The sequence below is a fragment of the Scandinavium sp. genome (assembly GCF_032012665.1).
Classification (GTDB): domain Bacteria; phylum Pseudomonadota; class Gammaproteobacteria; order Enterobacterales; family Enterobacteriaceae; genus Scandinavium.
Map to the genome: position 1 here is coordinate 199,284 of NZ_DALZVG010000002.1, position 15,772 is coordinate 215,055.

Consider the following 15,772-nt stretch of genomic DNA (forward strand, 5'->3'; position numbering starts at 1 on the left):
GCGCCTGCATGGCATGCAGGAGGTCAGCGGTTCGATCCCGCTTAGCTCCACCAAATTCTGCACCCAACAGATTTGGAACGTAACAGCACATTGTGGGGCTATAGCTCAGCTGGGAGAGCGCCTGCATGGCATGCAGGAGGTCAGCGGTTCGATCCCGCTTAGCTCCACCAAAATTCAGACCCTCGCTCCGGCGGGGGTTTTTGCTTTTTAGCACCTGAGATATTCGTGAATCAGCCTGAAAGCGTCTACGCTTCTTGGATATATTTCTCTTTTTTAAATTCCATATAAACATTAAGACATTTCTTGTCCGGGAAACTTGCTTCGCTCAATTAATAAACATAATATTCCCCTGTTATCGCTACATGTTCAGCAGGAATCTTCTCCAGATAATCATGATGTTGAAAAAAAATGCTTCTGCCAAAAAGTTTCTGCTGGCGCTAGTCTTGAGTCTCTTCTCGCTTCCTTTCTCACGGTTGCTTTCGCCAGAAACGGGAATTGATGGCAATAATTTGTACCTCGCATGGCTGCCGATTAGCGTGATTTTGTCGATGCTGCTGCTGTTTGGCCGATATGCGATAATTCCGCTGCTCCTCGCATTCGCTTTAACTAACGCCTGGCTGCTGCCGTTACCTTTTCCACAAAGCCTGGTGCTGCTTGTTTGCCAACTGTTCGCCCCGATCCTTGCCTGTGAGATCCTGCGCTGGCGCCTGGGAGCGCGGTGGCGTTTTGGTTTATCCAACGGCAGCATGGGCATTCGGATCTTCTGGGCCTGCTTTTTTGCGCCGCTGGTGATGAAAGGCGCAATGTACCTGGCCGGGCATTTTTTCAATTTTCCTGTCTCGGTATCCGGTTTTTTCATCCCCAGTTCAGTGGTGTACAGCCTGGTGGATATTCAGAGCCTGATCTGCGCCGCGCTCATTTTTACGTACTTGTTTTACTATCCGCTGCGAATGATCCTGAACCCACGCTTTGCGCGAACTTTTTGGCAGCGTCATATACGACTCGTTTTCGCTCGCCAGCAGTGGCTGTTTACCGTGAACTGGCTGATTGTGCTGACGGCGCTGCTGATCACGCTCTGTGCGCCGTTTGAATCAGATTACATTGCTGGTTATCTGGTGCCGGTCATCTTTATTCTCTTTTTCCTCGTTATCAACCGCTTCAGTTATCCGCTTATATGCCTGCTCTGGGGCATCAGCGCGTTTTTCCTCGTGGCTTACAATCGCAACTTTTTGCAGGGCGTGAACACGGAGTATGCGCTGTCGTTTGTTCTGTCGGTGCTCATCTCTTTCACCATCTGCATGCTACACATGGCGCGAATTCAGGGGCGCAGCAATCTCATTAAGCGTAAATGGCAAAGCCAGGCGTTGCAGGATCCTTTGACGGGTCTGCCTAATCTGCGCGCGTTTGAAAGCTATCTCGACACCCATCCTCATGTGAACGTCTGCTGTTTGCGGATGGATAATCTTGAATTTTTAAGCCGCCATTACGGCATGATGATGCGCGTTCACTGCAAACGCATGGTTACCCGGGATTTGCAGCCGTTGTTAGGGCGTGATGAGAAACTTTTCCAGCTGCCTGGCAGCGAGCTGCTGCTCGTGCTTTACGGTTCCGAAACGGCAGCGAGGCTTTCTTATATCGTCGATTTCCTCAATAGCCAGACGTTCAACTGGCAGGGCGATGCGTTGGATCTTGAATTCGGCGCGGCCTGGGGCGTGATTGATGGTGAAGGAGAGGCACTGCATCACAAGTTAGGGCAACTAAGCTGGCTATCCGAACAGGCCTGCGCGGCTCGTCGAGTGCTGGCTCTCAATAACAGCCTGGCGACGGTTTCTGACAACACCACTGAGCGTGTTCTCCAGCTGAGCCGCGTTAAGAAAGCGCTGGCTGAAGGTGGGGTGCGGCTCTATGCCCAGCCCATCGTCAGCGAATCAGGTGATCGTTACCATGAAATCCTGGCCCGCATGGTCTGGGAGGGCAAAGTCATTACCCCCGATCGGTTCATTCCGGTGATTGCTCAGTTCAACCTGAGTGAGCGCTTTGACCTGCAGGTCGTGGAAACCCTGTTCCGCGCCATGAAAACATTGCCGGGTGAGCGCTTCTCCGTAAACCTGATGCCGGTCACTCTGATGCAAAAAGAGAGTGCCAATAAAATCATTGCGCTCTTTAAGCGGTATGAGATTTCCCCCTCGTTGGTGGTGCTTGAAATTACCGAACAGCAGGCTTTTTCCAGCTCAGAAATCAGTATGCTCAATATCCGGCGCTTGCGTGAATACGGCTGCCAGATTGCCATTGATGATTACGGAACGGGTTATGCCAACTACGAACGCCTGAAAAGCCTCGAGGCGGATATCGTTAAAATTGACGGCTGCTTCGTGCGCGATATCGTCACCGATCCGGTTGATGCGATGATCGTCAAGTCGATTTGCGAACTGGCGAAGGTAAAAAACCTGACGCTGGTGGCAGAGTTTGTGGAAACCGAAGCGCAGCGTAAGTTGCTCTACGAGATGGGCGTTGACTATTTGCAGGGCTATCTGATGGGCAAACCTCGCCCGCTTGAGGAACTGAGGGCATAAAAAAAGCCGGGCGAACCCGGCTTTTTGCTGTATGAGGTTCAGAAACTTACAGAACCAGTGCCGCGATGGATGCGGACAGCACGCTCACCAGCGTAGAACCGTAAACCAGCTTCAGGCCGAAGCGGGAAACCACGTTGCCCTGTTCTTCGTTCAGGCCTTTAATCGCACCGGCAATAATCCCGATGGAAGAGAAGTTAGCGAAGGAGACCAGGAAGATGGAGAGAATACCTTCTGCGCGCGGGGAGAGCGTGCTGGCAATTTTCTGTAGATCCATCATGGCAACGAATTCGTTGGACACCATTTTCGTCGCCATGATGCTGCCGACCTGCAGCGCTTCGCTGGCAGGCACGCCCATCACCCAGGCCACTGGCCAGAAGATGTAGCCCAGAATACCCTGGAAGGAGATGCTATGGCCGAACCAGCCGGTCACGGTGGCGAACAGGGCGTTCAGTGCAGCGATAAGTGCGATGAAGCCAATCAGCATCGCAGAAACGATGATCGCGACCTTGAAGCCAGCAAGAATATACTCGCCCAGCATTTCGAAGAAGCTCTGACCTTCATGCAGATTGGACATCTGCAGGTTCTCTTCGCTCTGCTCAACGCGGTACGGGTTGATGAGTGACAGAACGATAAAGGTACTGAACATGTTCAGTACCAGCGCCGCAACCACGTACTTCGGTTCCAGCATAGTCATGTAAGCGCCGACGATGGACATGGAGACGGTAGACATCGCGGTTGCCGCCATGGTGTACATGCGGTTGCGCGACATTTTGCCGAGAATGTCTTTATAGGCGATGAAGTTTTCAGACTGGCCGAGAATCAGAGAGCTGACCGCGTTGAACGACTCCAGTTTGCCCATTCCATTGACTTTAGACAGCACGGTACCGATCGCGCGAATCACAATCGGCAGAATACGGATATGCTGCAGAATACCAATCAGAGCGGAAATAAAGACGATTGGGCAGAGCACTTTCAGGAAGAAGAATGCCAGGCCTTCATCGTTCATTTTACCGAAGACGAAATTTGTCCCTTCATTAGCGAAACCGAGAAGTTTTTCGAACATCTCGGAGAATCCTTTCACAAAGCCAAGGCCGATATCTGAGTTCAGGAAGAACCAGGCCAGCAGGACTTCAATAACAAGTAACTGAATAACATAGCGGATGCGGATTTCTTTACGGTTATGACTAACCAGCAAAGCCAGAATCGCAACCACGGCAAGCGCGAGGACAAAGTGTAGGACGCGGTCCATATTTGCTCCAAATATGAGGCAGGTTAAATTTCCGTGCACATTCTATGCAACAAGATAAAAGAAAACGAGATCTGCGCCGCACTATAGTTAGAACCTGTGAGCGATCTCAAAAAAGGTGATCAACCATACATTTCTGTTATGTTATGTAAGGGTGTTAAAAGTTACCTTTTTGTACTAGTCTGACTAAGAGGCGACCTGGCGGTCTCCCATTCCACTAACATGGCTCAACACGGCTATCGTTCCTGTCTATCAGAGAAATCATTATCACCTCGCTAAATGAACTTGATAATCATTCTCATTTTGATAACATAAAACATAGCAAAGGCTATATTTCAGAGGCAGAAAATGACAAACAGTCGCGTTGAGAGTAGCAGCAGTCGCGCAGCGCGCAAGATGCGGCTTGCATTAATGGGGCCTGCGTTCATTGCTGCCATCGGCTATATCGATCCGGGTAACTTTGCCACCAATATTCAGGCGGGGGCGAGCTACGGTTACCAGCTGCTTTGGGTGGTGGTCTGGGCAAACCTGATGGCGATGCTCATTCAGGTCCTCTCCGCCAAGCTGGGTATCGCCACCGGTAAAAATCTCGCCGAACAAATTCGCGACCACTATCCGCGTCCGCTGGTCTGGTTCTACTGGGTGCAGGCTGAAATTATCGCCATGGCCACCGATTTGGCCGAATTCATTGGTGCGGCGATTGGTTTCAAGCTGATTCTGGGGATTTCACTGTTGCAGGGGGCGGTGCTGACAGGTATTGCGACGTTCCTGATCCTGATGTTACAGCGTCGGGGGCAAAAGCCGCTGGAGAAAGTCATTGGCGGCCTGCTGTTGTTCGTTGCCGCAGCCTATATTGTTGAGCTGATTTTCTCGCAGCCGGCAATGGCGCCGCTGGCGAAAGGAATGATTATTCCTTCTCTGCCAACGTCTGAAGCCGTGTTTCTGGCGGCGGGCGTTTTGGGTGCAACCATTATGCCGCACGTGATCTATCTGCATTCATCGTTGACTCAGCATCTGCACGGTGGCACGAGGCAGGAGCGTTACAATGCCACCCGTTGGGATGTAGCGATAGCCATGACGATTGCTGGTTTTGTGAATTTGGCGATGATGGCGACGGCCGCAGCGGCATTCCACTTTAACGGCCACACGGGTATCGCCGATTTGGACCAGGCCTACCTGACGCTGGAGCCGTTGCTGAATCACGCCGCGGCAACGATTTTCGGCCTGAGCCTGATTGCCGCCGGGCTTTCATCCACGGTGGTGGGCACACTGGCCGGGCAGGTGGTGATGCAGGGCTTCATCCGCTTCCATATTCCGCTGTGGTTCCGCCGGGCGATCACTATGCTGCCATCGTTCGTGGTGATTATGATGGGACTCGATCCGACCCGTATTCTGGTGATGAGCCAGGTTCTGCTGAGCTTCGGGATCGCGCTGGCGCTGGTACCGCTGCTGTTATTTACCAGCGATCAAAAGCTGATGGGCGATCTGGTCAACACTCGTCTGGTGAAACGTACGGGCTGGGTGATTGTGGTGCTCGTCGTCGCGCTGAATGGCTGGTTGCTGGTGGGAACGTTGCTGGAGTTGTAAGGCCCGGCGGCGCGGGCCTGTAAACGTGTTCCGGTACGGCTGTAGGCCCGATGAGCTTAGCGCCACCGGGCAAGATATTTAGTGATGATGGCCGTGACCACCCCGGCCGCGACCCCAGCCACCGCGATGATCGTCGCGGTCATTCCAGCCTTCACGGTAGCCGCGTTCGTAGGCATTACGCTTTTCCCAACCGCGGTGCCAGCCGTTGTCATGACGGTGCCAGCGGGCATTGCGCCATTCATAGTTACGACGCCAGTAATCGTGGTCGCGCCAGCGGCCGCCGTCCCAGTAATTCCCGTAATTATCACGATCGCCAATTTGTAATTTTACGGATGGCACCAGGGTGATTTCGCCTGCATTGGCAACCAGCGGGGCCGTTGCCAGCAATAGTGCTGTCAGAATCAGTGACCTGAACATGTGTCTGTCTCCTTACGATCGAGCCTTTTTCGGCCTGTTAACGCAATATTACGAGGTGTTACAAACAGGCTGCATCGGCCAACTCCTAATCGCCAGGAGACAGCATTTTTTGCTAAAGTTGCTGCTATTTTGAACCGGCAAGGATTGCGTCGATGGCGGCGATCTCCTGTGGCGAAAAATGACGATTGCTAAGCATACCGACGGCATCATCAAGCTGTGCCGTTTTGCTGGCCCCTATCAGTACGGAGGTGATTCTGTCTTCGCGCAGTACCCAGGCTAATGCCATTTGTGACAGCTTTTGCCCTCGCTTCGCGGCAATTTCATTGAGCTTACGTGCCTTCTCCACTTTCTCATCGGTAATCTGATCGGCGCTCAGGAACTTGCTGCCGCTGGCGGCGCGGGAATCCGCAGGGATACCGTTCAGATAGCGATCCGTCAGCTGGCCACCCGCCAGCGGGGAAAAGGCGATGGAACCCACGCCCTGTTCCCGTAATAAGTCTGTCAGGCCGTTTTCTACCCAGCGCTCGAACATTGAATACTTCGGCTGGTGAATCAGGCAAGGCGTACCGAGATCCTGCAAAATCGCAAACGCTTCGCGGGCGCGGTCGGCAGGGTAGTTGGAAAGCCCGATGTACAGCGCTTTGCCCTGACGTACCACGTGGTCCAGAGCACGCATCGTTTCTTCAAGCGGCGTATCGGGATCCGGGCGGTGATGATAGAAAATATCTACGTACTCAAGCCCCATGCGCTTCAGGCTCTGATCGAGGCTCGCCACTAAATATTTGCGGGAGCCCCAGTCGCCGTAAGGCCCATCCCACATGGTGTAACCCGCTTTGCTGGAAATGATCAGTTCATCGCGGTATGGCAAAAAATCTTCGCGCAAAATGCGGCCAAAATTGCTCTCCGCAGAACCCGGTGGCGGGCCGTAGTTGTTGGCCAGATCAAAATGGGTAATGCCGAGGTCAAAGGCATGGCGCAGCAACTGGCGGCTGGTTTCCACTAAGGTTTCATCGCCAAAGTTATGCCACAGGCCGAGCGAAATCGCCGGGAGCTTCAGTCCGCTCCGGCCGCAGCGGTGATACGTCATCGTCTCATAGCGTGCCGGATTTGCCTGATAAACCATCAAAACCTCCAGTAGGGACAGGGTGTGTATGCGTTTACACTAATCAATGTTGTTCCGCAGGTACACTCCTGAATTCTGTAAATTCTGCTTTCCACTACGAAATTCTTATGCTTCTGGACAGACTCCGTGCATCTCTAATACTCAGAATATCTATGCGGCGACAGGAAGATGGCTATGCAATCGACATACACAATCGCGGATTATCTGGTGGATCGTCTCGCCGGATGCGGTATTGACCATATGTTTGGCGTTCCGGGTGATTACAATTTGCAGTTTCTCGATCATGTCATCGATCACCCCAGCGTGTGCTGGGTGGGTTGCGCGAATGAGCTGAATGCTGCCTATGCGGCAGATGGTTATGCAAGAGTGCATGGCGCGGGTGCGCTGCTGACAACCTACGGCGTCGGGGAATTGAGCGCATTGAACGGCATCGCAGGGAGTTTCGCCGAGTATGTACCTGTTTTACATATTGTCGGTGCGCCGGGCTCGGGCAGCCAGCAGCGCGGGGAAATGCTGCACCACACGCTTGGCGACGGCGATTTCGGCCACTTTTTTGAGATGAGTATTCCGGTGAGCGTGGCCCGTGCGAAGCTGACGGTCAGCAACGCCTGCCAGGAAATTGATAGGGTGCTGCGGGAAATGCTGACCGAACGTCGCCCGGCTTATCTGATGCTGCCAGCGGATGTTGCAAAAGCACCTGCTACCGCGCCTGTAAACGCTATCACGCTTTTGCCTGAGTATGTGGATGATAACGCGATGTCGGCATTTCTTGCTGCGGCGCGGCAGATGCTGACGCCGTGCAAACGCGTTGCGCTGCTGGCGGATTTTCTGGCTCAGCGCTATGGCCTTCAGCCAATGCTCAGAAGCTGGGTCAGCGCTCAGCCGCTGGCCAATGCCACGTTACTCATGGGCAAAGGGCTGCTGGATGAGCATCAGAACGGATTCGTCGGGACATACAGCGGCGCGGCCAGCGATGAGAAAACACGGGCCGCCATCGAGGACGCCGATGCCATACTGTGCATTGGTACCCGCTTTACCGACACCATTACCGCCGGGTTCACTCAAGTGCTACCGCAGGCAAAAACCATTGAGCTTCAGCCGAATGCCGCTCGCGTCGGCGCGCGCTGGTTCAGCGGATTGCCGATCGAACAGGCGGCGCGGGCCTTACAGGCACTGTGTGCCGAACTTTCCGCAAACTGGCTTGTTCCGGAGCCCCGTGCGGCACTGCCCGCGGCAAAATCCAGCGGCATATTGACGCAAAATAGCTTCTGGCAGGCTTTGCAGGATGCGCTACTGCCGGGAGATATTATTCTCGCGGACCAGGGCACCGCGGCATTTGGTGCAGCCTCGCTGAGGTTGCCTGAAGATGCGATGCTGATCGTTCAGCCGTTGTGGGGGTCGATTGGCTTTACGCTTCCTGCCGCGTTTGGTGCGCAAACGGCTGCTCCGGAAAGGCGTGTAGTGCTGGTGGTAGGGGATGGGGCCGCACAGTTGACGATACAGGAGTTGGGCTCAATGCTACGCGATGGCCAGAAGCCGCTGATCCTGCTGTTGAACAATGAAGGTTACACGGTTGAACGGGCCATTCACGGGCCGGAGCAGCGCTACAACGATATCGCATCGTGGAACTGGACGCAGCTGCCCCAGGCGCTTAGCCTGAACTGTCAGGCTGAAAGCTGGCGGGTAACGGAGACGGTTCAGCTTCGTGAAGTGCTGGAGCTGGCCGCTCGTCGTCAGCGGCTGAGCTTTGTGGAGGTGGTGCTGCCGAAGCAGGAGATCCCTGAGCTGCTGCGGGCCGTAACCCAGGCGCTGGAGGCCCGCAACAGTACTCCTCAGTAAACAGATTAGCGGGGCGGTCTGGCGATCATTACCGGTTTGCCCGCCAGCAGCAGCCAGGCGGGCAGCATGACGATGCACAACAGCGGCAGCAGGGTGGTGTCCGGCACGACGACGGCGGCCATAAACAGGCTCAGCCAGCCGTCGCGGGTCACCACCAGCATCAGTCCGAGGATCGCACAGGAAATGGTGATGGCTGCCGGGACCGCGTCCACGTGCGCGTGAAGCATTAAACCGAGCGCAACCGCCACGAACACTGCCGGGAAAATACGCCCGCCGCGAAAACCGCTGGCTGCGGCAATCACCAGAACCGCGAGCTTCGTGATGGCGATAACCATGTAATCGGATGCGCTCAGCGTCTGGCTGAAGGCAAGCTGGTGCATCTCATCCAGCCCTTTAAACAGGGTAATATGGCCGCCAAATGCCCCCAAAATCCCCAGTAAAAAGCCCCCAATTCCCAGAATGAGTACCGGATGTTTTAGCCTGTGCATCAGCGCATGCAGGCGAGGCAGACACCAGACGGCCACCATACCGACGGCAATGGCGATGGCGGCGACAACGGCCCCGCTGAAAATGTCCACCAGCCGCATCTGGCTGTAATGCGCGACGGGCAGGGAAAACTGCGGATGGAAAAACAGGCTGGTGGTTAAGGCGCCGGCGGCTGCTGCAATCATCGGCGCGAACAGTCGGTCCCAGAGAGGGACATCATCGGAGCCGCTCAGCATTTGTGAAAAAATCAGCGCCGCCGCAACGGGCGTGCCGAAGAGCGCGCCAATCGTGCCGGAGGCTGCAAGGATGGTCCAGTCAATCGCCCCTACGCGAGGAAAGGCGCGTGCGCCGAGTGCAACCGCCAGCGCAATGTTCACCGACATGATAGGGTGTTCCGGGCCCAGGCTTACGCCGCCCGCCAGACCAAGAATCAGCGCCAGAATCAGGCCGGGCAGAGCAGAAGGCGCCACGGGCGCACCGATTAAGGGCTCCGTTGCCGGATCGGGCCCGGCATGACCGGGGCTAAAGCGGATAACCAGTCCTACCGCCAGGCCGGTGGCGGTGAGCATCAGGATAATCCACAGGCCCGAATCGACGTTAACCCCCAGGCTTGTCGGGAGCGTAGTCCAGAGAAACTGTTGTAACAGTTCGGCAATTTTCATCGTCACCACCAGGATCAGGCTGGAGGCGATACCGATAATCAGGGCGGGAACCGATAATAAAAGCATGGTTCTGGCTCGCGGATGGAGCATGGTGATTTCCTTTTTACACTGAGCGCGCAACACTTTGCCGTTGAAGGACAAGAGCTTCATTGCAATTGGTGCTGAAACGGTAAAGTTATAGTGTGACCGGGATCGATAAATCGCGGGCGCTGTTGCGTTGGTCGTTGTTGTTATGCCTGCATGAATTTACAGTGTGCCAAAGACTTATTCTGACTTTAGCGGAGCCGTAACAGAATGACAAAGTTTGCATTAACCGGGGATGTGGGCGGAACCAACTGCCGTCTGGCGCTGTGCGATCTGGCCAGCGGTGAGATTTCTCAGGCAAAAACCTATTCCGGTCTGGATTACCCAAGCCTGGAAGCGGTGGTGCGTGTCTATCTTGATGAACTGAAGGTGGACGTTAAAGAGGGCTGCATTGCGATTGCCTGCCCGATAACCGGCGACTGGGTGGCAATGACTAACCACACCTGGGCGTTTTCCATCGAGGAGATGAAAAATAATCTGGGCTTTACCCATCTGGAAATCATCAACGATTTTACCGCCGTGTCGATGGCGATTCCGATGCTGAAAAAAGAGCATCTGATTCAGTTCGGCGGCAGCGAACCGGTGGAAGGCAAGCCGATTGCCGTTTATGGCGCAGGAACAGGGCTTGGCGTGGCGCATCTGGTTCATGTCGACAAACGCTGGGTTAGCCTGCCTGGTGAGGGCGGTCATGTCGACTTCGCGCCAAACAGCGAAGAAGAGGGGATTATCCTTCAGGAGCTGCGCACCGAGCTGGGCCATGTTTCCGCCGAACGCGTGCTGTCTGGCCCGGGCCTGGTCTATCTTTACCGCGCCATTGTTAAAGCGGATGGCCGCCTGCCGGAAAATATACAGCCAAAAGACGTGACCGAGCGTGCGCTGGACGGTTCCTGCACCGACTGCCGTCGCGCGTTGTCGCTGTTCTGCGTGATCCTCGGGCGTTTTGGCGGCAACCTTGCGCTGACCCTCGGCACCTTTGGCGGCGTCTACATCGCTGGCGGTATCGTGCCTCGCTTCCTGGAGTTCTTCAAAGCCTCTGGCTTCCGCGGCGGGTTTGAGGACAAAGGCCGTTTCAAATCTTACGTGCAGGATATCCCGGTGTTTCTGATTGTGCATGATAACCCAGGCTTAACCGGTGCCGGAGCGCATCTGCGTCAGACGTTAGGTCAGGTTCTCTGACAAAAAAAGGCGCCAACGGCGCCTTTTTTACAGCTTCATCAACTGCCTGAATTCCTTCACTTTGCTGCGGCTTACCGGTACCTGAAAATCGAGATCCCTTAATCGCAGAATGTAGGTGTTATTGAACCACGGCTCTATCTCGCGGATTTTGTTGAGATTGACGCAGTAGGAGCGGTGACAGCGGAAGAAATGCGCGGCGGGCAGCTTGCTGCAAAACTCCGTAATGTTCATCGGCATGACCCAGGATTCGCGCCTGGTATAGACAAACGTCATCTTCTCGTGCGCTTCGGCGTAATAGATATCGTTAATTGGCGTGACGAAAATCTTCTCATCGCGCACTAAATTGATGGTGTCGTTTTCCCGCTGTGGGCTACCAGGTGGGTTTCCGCTTCCGTTTTGCAACTGCCAGGCGTTTTCCAGCTTTTGCAGCATCGTGACAATCCGCGACTCCTGATACGGTTTCAGAATGTAGTCGAAGGCCTCCAGCTCAAAGGCTTCCACCGCATGCTCTTTCCAGGCGGTAATGAACACGATAAACGGTTTGTGCGCGAACTGGCTGATGTTCTGCGCCAGCAGCACGCCGTCGAGAGAGGGAATGTTGATGTCGAGAAAAATGGCATCGACGCGGTTGTGCTGCAGAAATTTCAGCACGTCCAGCCCATCATCAAACGTGCCGACGATCTCCATCTCACTGTGCTCTTTAATCAGCCAGGTCAGCTCCTGCTGGGCCAGCACTTCATCTTCAACAATGATGACTTTCATACAACGTCCTTATGAGAGCAGGCTGACAGGTGTCGCAACGGGGGCACGCTGGTTCGGCACGTAAAACGCAATTTCGGTGCCGGGCTCGAGGCGGCGAATATGCAGCCCTTCACCGTAAAGCAGCGTCACCCGGTGGTGAACGTTCAGCAGCCCAATTTTATTTCCCGGCATTTCGTTGGCTTCCACCCGCGCGATTACCGCCGGATCGATGCCGTGCCCCGTATCCCGCACGCTGATGCGCACGCGGTTTCCGCTTTCGGTAATGCTGATGGTCACCACCCCTTTGCCCTTGCACGGCTGAATGCCGTGAACGATGGCGTTTTCCACCAGCGGCTGGATCAGCAGGCTTGGAATCACGCAGTTCACTTCGTCGTCGATGTCGTAAATCACCGTCAGCTTGTCGCCGAATCGTGCCTGCTCGATGGCGATATAGTCTTTGATCTGGTACAGCTCCTTACGGATGTCGATCTGCTCATCGTCCTTCAGTTCAATGTTATAGCGCAGATAGCGTGACAGGTTGAAAATCAGCTGCCGGGCGGTGTCCGGATTGAGGCGAATCGATGATGAAATCGCGTTCAGGGCGTTAAACAGGAAATGGGGATTGATTTTGCTTTGCAGCGCGCGCAGTTCTGCCTTATTTGCCATTTCGCGCAATTGCTCGGCGCGCGAAACCTCCAACTGAGTGGAGATAATCTGCGACAGACCGACCGCCATCTCCTGCAATGAAGACGTTATCTGGTGCGCGTGGCGGTAATAAATTTTGAGCGTGCCGGTGACGATGCCCTTTTCCCAAAGCGGAATGATGAGCAGCGAATGGATCTCCGGCGTGCGCCAGGCTTCGTCGTCATTGCGAATAATGATTTTGCCCTCGCGCAGTGCCTGTTTGGTACGCGGGCTTATCCCGGGATCGTTGTGCTTGTAGTTGGCTTCGCCAACGCCCACGTAGGCCAGTACTTTGTCGTTGTCGGTAATGGCTACCGCATCGGCGTGTATATCCTGGCGAATGATGTCGCACACCTGGCGCAGGGATTCACTGTTGACGTGACGGAACAGCGGTAGCGTCTTGTTGGCGATGTCCAGCGCCAGCTTCGCCTGGCGCGCGGCGCTGGCCTCTTTCTCGCCTTCGACGCTCTGCACCAGCAGTACGATAAAGCCGATGCAGACGCTGCCGAGGATCATCGGTACGCCAATTTTTGACACGATATCAATACCCAAAGCCATGGTTGGTGCCCACAGCACCACGAGGATCATGGTCAGCGTTTCACACAGCATCCCGCCGAGGATCCCCACGCGCCAGTGCTGCGCTTTGGGGATTTTTACGTTGATCCAGCCTGAGAGCAGCCCGGCAACTATGCTGGTGATAAAGCAGGGCACCGCGGTCACGCCGCCGATGTCGATCAGGTAACGGTGCGTCCCGGCAATCAGGCCAGTGATAGCGCCGACCCAAGGACCGAAAAGGATGCCGCCGGACATCACCGCAATAATGCGCACGTTCACCAGTGAACCTTCAACGTGCACGCCGGACCAGGTGCTGAACAGCGCAAACAGGGAGAAGATCGCCGTCACGGCCAGCAGCTCTTTTGGCGTGTGGGCTGATTTGTGCAGCAGCTCGCGGAACAGTCGGATGCGGATGAGGAAAAACAAACAGATCAGCATCAGGGCGGCGCGATCGAAGACCGCCAACAGCATGTTTAAGATTTCGTGCATGGGTACGCCGTGGGTATCACTGAAAGGAATATGATAAAAAACCTCGCCGGGGATAGCCAGCAATCACGCTGAACAGGGAACGAGGAAAAGACGCAATTTTAAAAGGGGATTAAAGAGCGTGCCCTGACAGTACAGGTGACTAGGGCGTCAGGCGATCTCTTCAGGTAAATCAGTTGATGTTGTTATGTAAATTAAAATTAGCTGTAGAAAGGAAAAGAGGCTGAAAGGGTTTGTGCGTCTTAATAAGTATTTCCTCATTTCATGCCGCTGAACTATTTTTGCACGGCCCTCTCGACAGCGGGAAAAAAATCAGGTTATTTTCGTGAATGCCACACAGGTGGCAGCGTCGCTCGGACGGTCCGGGCGCTCACGTTATCCGAGGAATCTATGGCTGAGTTCAAACCTGAACGCCGTTTTACCCGTATCGACAGGCTTCCCCCTTACGTTTTCAACATCACCGCTGAGCTGAAGATGGCTGCGCGTCGGCGTGGCGAAGATATCATCGACTTCAGCATGGGGAACCCTGACGGTGCAACCCCGCCGCACATCGTGGAAAAACTTGTCACCGTGGCCCAGCGCCCGGACACCCACGGCTATTCCACCTCCCGCGGTATACCGCGTCTGCGCCGGGCGATTTCGCACTGGTATCAGGAGCGCTACAACGTGGAGATCGACCCGGAAAGTGAAGCTATCGTCACGATTGGTTCGAAAGAAGGGCTCGCACACTTAATGCTGGCGACGCTGGATCACGGCGATACCGTGCTGGTGCCGAACCCGAGCTACCCGATCCACATCTACGGTGCGGTGATAGCGGGCGCGCAGGTGCGCTCAGTGCCGCTGGTGGAGGGCGTTGATTTCTTCAACGAGCTGGAACGTGCCATCCGTGAAAGCTACCCGAAGCCGAAAATGATGATCCTCGGCTTCCCGTCGAACCCGACCGCGCAGTGCGTCGAGCTGGACTTCTTCGAGAAAGTGGTCGAGCTTGCGAAGCGCTACGATGTGCTGGTGGTGCACGATCTGGCCTATGCCGACATCGTTTATGACGGCTGGAAAGCGCCGTCAATTATGCAGGTGCCGGGCGCGAAGGACGTCGCAGTGGAATTTTTCACGCTCTCCAAAAGCTACAATATGGCAGGCTGGCGTATCGGCTTTATGGTCGGCAACCCGGTGCTGGTTAACGCGCTGGCGCGCATCAAAAGCTATCACGATTACGGGACCTTCACGCCGCTACAGGTGGCGGCCATTGCCGCCCTGGAAGGTGACCAGCAGTGCGTACGTGATATCGCCGCACAGTATAAACGCCGTCGCGACGTGCTGGTAAAAGGTCTGCACGAAGCCGGATGGATGGTGGAGATGCCGAAGGCATCGATGTACGTCTGGGCGAAAATTCCGGAACAGTACGCGGCCATGGGCTCGCTGGAGTTTGCGAAAAAAATGCTGCATGAGGCGAAAGTCTGCGTCTCGCCGGGAATTGGTTTCGGTGATTACGGCGACACGCACGTGCGCTTCGCGCTGATCGAAAACCGTGACCGCATTCGCCAGGCCATTCGCGGCATTAAGGCGATGTTCCGTGCCGACGGTTTGCTTCCTGCGGCCAGTAAAGCGGCGACGGAAGACGCTGAGTAATATCAATTGCCCGGCGGCACTTCGTTTGCGCGGGCCTACAAAATCCATTTCTTTTCGTAGGCCGGGTCAGCGTCCGCGCCACCCGGCAGCTACACCCAGAAATGCAAACAGGAGCCATAGGGCTCCTGTTTTTTTATGCATGCTCAGGGCTAAATCATCAGGGCGAAGGTGCCGGCCCAGACGATGACCATAAAAGAGATGCCCATAATAAAGTATTTCACGTCACATCACTCCGCGTATAGCTTGATACGCCCTAATGAAAACTATCCTGACTGCGTTACGAGAGCTGACACCGCCTCGAATAAAAGGGGAATTTGTCCCGCTTTATCCTTCGGCACCACCTCAGAATGCTGAGCGTTAAATGCTCCAGACGGCGCTAATGTACGCTTAAAAATGGAGGGTGACAAGCATGATTTTCCCATTAATTTTTAGTTACTTACGACTGTCGTGAAACGACGACACATTAATTTCATTGTGCAATAAA

The 15,772-nt window shown here is 54.8% G+C and carries 12 protein-coding genes and 2 tRNA genes (1 of these 14 running past the window's edge); 7 read left to right on the forward strand and 7 right to left on the reverse strand.

What is annotated here, in order from left to right; translation table 11 throughout:
• The 3 genes from RTU33_RS02855 to RTU33_RS02865 all read left to right on the forward strand — a co-directional run.
• Positions 1–53: transfer RNA gene (locus RTU33_RS02855), tRNA-Ala, on the forward strand; it begins 123 nt to the left of the window's first position.
• Between the two features lie 41 nt (positions 54–94).
• Positions 95–170, forward strand: a tRNA-Ala gene (locus RTU33_RS02860).
• Positions 171–392: 222 nt separating this feature from the next.
• Positions 393–2,573 (forward strand): EAL domain-containing protein, encoded by a 2,181-nt coding sequence (locus tag RTU33_RS02865; RefSeq protein ID WP_312625148.1) that lies wholly within the window; start codon positions 393–395, stop codon positions 2,571–2,573.
• 46 nt (positions 2,574–2,619) lie between these two features.
• On the opposite strand, the gene nupC is transcribed toward RTU33_RS02865, so the two are convergent.
• The gene (nupC, locus tag RTU33_RS02870; RefSeq protein ID WP_312625149.1) at positions 2,620–3,822 is read right to left on the reverse strand and encodes a nucleoside permease NupC; all 1,203 of its coding nucleotides are present in this window, start codon (positions 3,820–3,822) and stop codon (positions 2,620–2,622) included.
• Positions 3,823–4,167: 345 nt separating this feature from the next.
• Here nupC and RTU33_RS02875 point away from each other — a divergent pair, with 345 nt between their 5' ends.
• On the forward strand, positions 4,168–5,406 hold the full coding sequence (locus RTU33_RS02875) for an Nramp family divalent metal transporter (RefSeq protein ID WP_312625151.1): 1,239 nt from the start codon (positions 4,168–4,170) through the stop codon (positions 5,404–5,406).
• Positions 5,407–5,484: 78 nt separating this feature from the next.
• Here the strand turns inward: RTU33_RS02875 and RTU33_RS02880 are convergent, their stop codons facing one another.
• Positions 5,485–5,823: a DUF2502 domain-containing protein gene (locus tag RTU33_RS02880; RefSeq protein WP_312625153.1), complete on the reverse strand. Its 339-nt coding sequence runs from the start codon at positions 5,821–5,823 to the stop codon at positions 5,485–5,487.
• 124 nt (positions 5,824–5,947) lie between these two features.
• The gene (mgrA, locus tag RTU33_RS02885; RefSeq protein WP_312625154.1) at positions 5,948–6,946 is read right to left on the reverse strand and encodes an L-glyceraldehyde 3-phosphate reductase; all 999 of its coding nucleotides are present in this window, start codon (positions 6,944–6,946) and stop codon (positions 5,948–5,950) included.
• 174 nt (positions 6,947–7,120) lie between these two features.
• Here mgrA and RTU33_RS02890 point away from each other — a divergent pair, with 174 nt between their 5' ends.
• Entirely contained in the window at positions 7,121–8,785 is a 1,665-nt protein-coding gene (locus tag RTU33_RS02890; protein ID WP_312625156.1) for a thiamine pyrophosphate-binding protein, read from the forward strand.
• Between the two features lie 5 nt (positions 8,786–8,790).
• On the opposite strand, the gene RTU33_RS02895 is transcribed toward RTU33_RS02890, so the two are convergent.
• A complete protein-coding gene (locus RTU33_RS02895; RefSeq protein ID WP_312625157.1) occupies positions 8,791–10,023 on the reverse strand; it encodes an ion channel protein in 1,233 nt (410 codons plus the stop codon).
• A gap of 204 nt (positions 10,024–10,227) precedes the next feature.
• On the opposite strand from RTU33_RS02895, the gene glk reads away from it, so the two are divergent.
• Complete coding sequence (gene glk, locus RTU33_RS02900; protein WP_312625158.1) at positions 10,228–11,193, forward strand: glucokinase; 966 nt, start codon at positions 10,228–10,230, stop codon at positions 11,191–11,193.
• Positions 11,194–11,220: 27 nt separating this feature from the next.
• On the opposite strand, the gene RTU33_RS02905 is transcribed toward glk, so the two are convergent.
• Both RTU33_RS02905 and RTU33_RS02910 read right to left on the reverse strand, forming a co-directional pair.
• Positions 11,221–11,955, reverse strand: a complete 735-nt coding sequence (locus RTU33_RS02905) for a LytTR family DNA-binding domain-containing protein (protein WP_312625159.1) — start codon at positions 11,953–11,955, stop codon at positions 11,221–11,223.
• Between the two features lie 9 nt (positions 11,956–11,964).
• Positions 11,965–13,662, reverse strand: coding sequence for a sensor histidine kinase (locus RTU33_RS02910; protein WP_312625161.1), 1,698 nt, complete (start codon positions 13,660–13,662; stop codon positions 11,965–11,967).
• A gap of 387 nt (positions 13,663–14,049) precedes the next feature.
• Between RTU33_RS02910 and alaC the strand changes: the two genes are divergently transcribed.
• On the forward strand, positions 14,050–15,288 hold the full coding sequence (gene alaC / locus RTU33_RS02915) for an alanine transaminase (RefSeq protein WP_312625163.1): 1,239 nt from the start codon (positions 14,050–14,052) through the stop codon (positions 15,286–15,288).
• A 149-nt stretch (positions 15,289–15,437) separates the two neighbouring features.
• Here alaC and ypdK read toward each other — a convergent pair whose 3' ends face one another.
• Positions 15,438–15,509 (reverse strand): membrane protein YpdK, encoded by a 72-nt coding sequence (ypdK, locus tag RTU33_RS02920; protein WP_101706262.1) that lies wholly within the window; start codon positions 15,507–15,509, stop codon positions 15,438–15,440.
• Between the last annotated feature and the right edge of the window lie 263 nt (positions 15,510–15,772).

Coding starts and splice junctions, on each gene's coding strand:
- RTU33_RS02905 (WP_312625159.1), bottom strand. CDS start 11,955: ATGAAAGTCATCATTGTTGAAGATGAAGTGCTGGCCCAGCAGGAGCTG.
- RTU33_RS02910 (WP_312625161.1), bottom strand. CDS start 13,662: ATGCACGAAATCTTAAACATGCTGTTGGCGGTCTTCGATCGCGCCGCC.
- RTU33_RS02895 (WP_312625157.1), bottom strand. CDS start 10,023: ATGCTCCATCCGCGAGCCAGAACCATGCTTTTATTATCGGTTCCCGCC.
- RTU33_RS02875 (WP_312625151.1), top strand. CDS start 4,168: ATGACAAACAGTCGCGTTGAGAGTAGCAGCAGTCGCGCAGCGCGCAAG.
- alaC (WP_312625163.1), top strand. CDS start 14,050: ATGGCTGAGTTCAAACCTGAACGCCGTTTTACCCGTATCGACAGGCTT.
- RTU33_RS02880 (WP_312625153.1), bottom strand. CDS start 5,823: ATGTTCAGGTCACTGATTCTGACAGCACTATTGCTGGCAACGGCCCCG.
- RTU33_RS02865 (WP_312625148.1), top strand. CDS start 393: ATGATGTTGAAAAAAAATGCTTCTGCCAAAAAGTTTCTGCTGGCGCTA.
- mgrA (WP_312625154.1), bottom strand. CDS start 6,946: ATGGTTTATCAGGCAAATCCGGCACGCTATGAGACGATGACGTATCAC.
- RTU33_RS02890 (WP_312625156.1), top strand. CDS start 7,121: ATGCAATCGACATACACAATCGCGGATTATCTGGTGGATCGTCTCGCC.
- nupC (WP_312625149.1), bottom strand. CDS start 3,822: ATGGACCGCGTCCTACACTTTGTCCTCGCGCTTGCCGTGGTTGCGATT.
- glk (WP_312625158.1), top strand. CDS start 10,228: ATGACAAAGTTTGCATTAACCGGGGATGTGGGCGGAACCAACTGCCGT.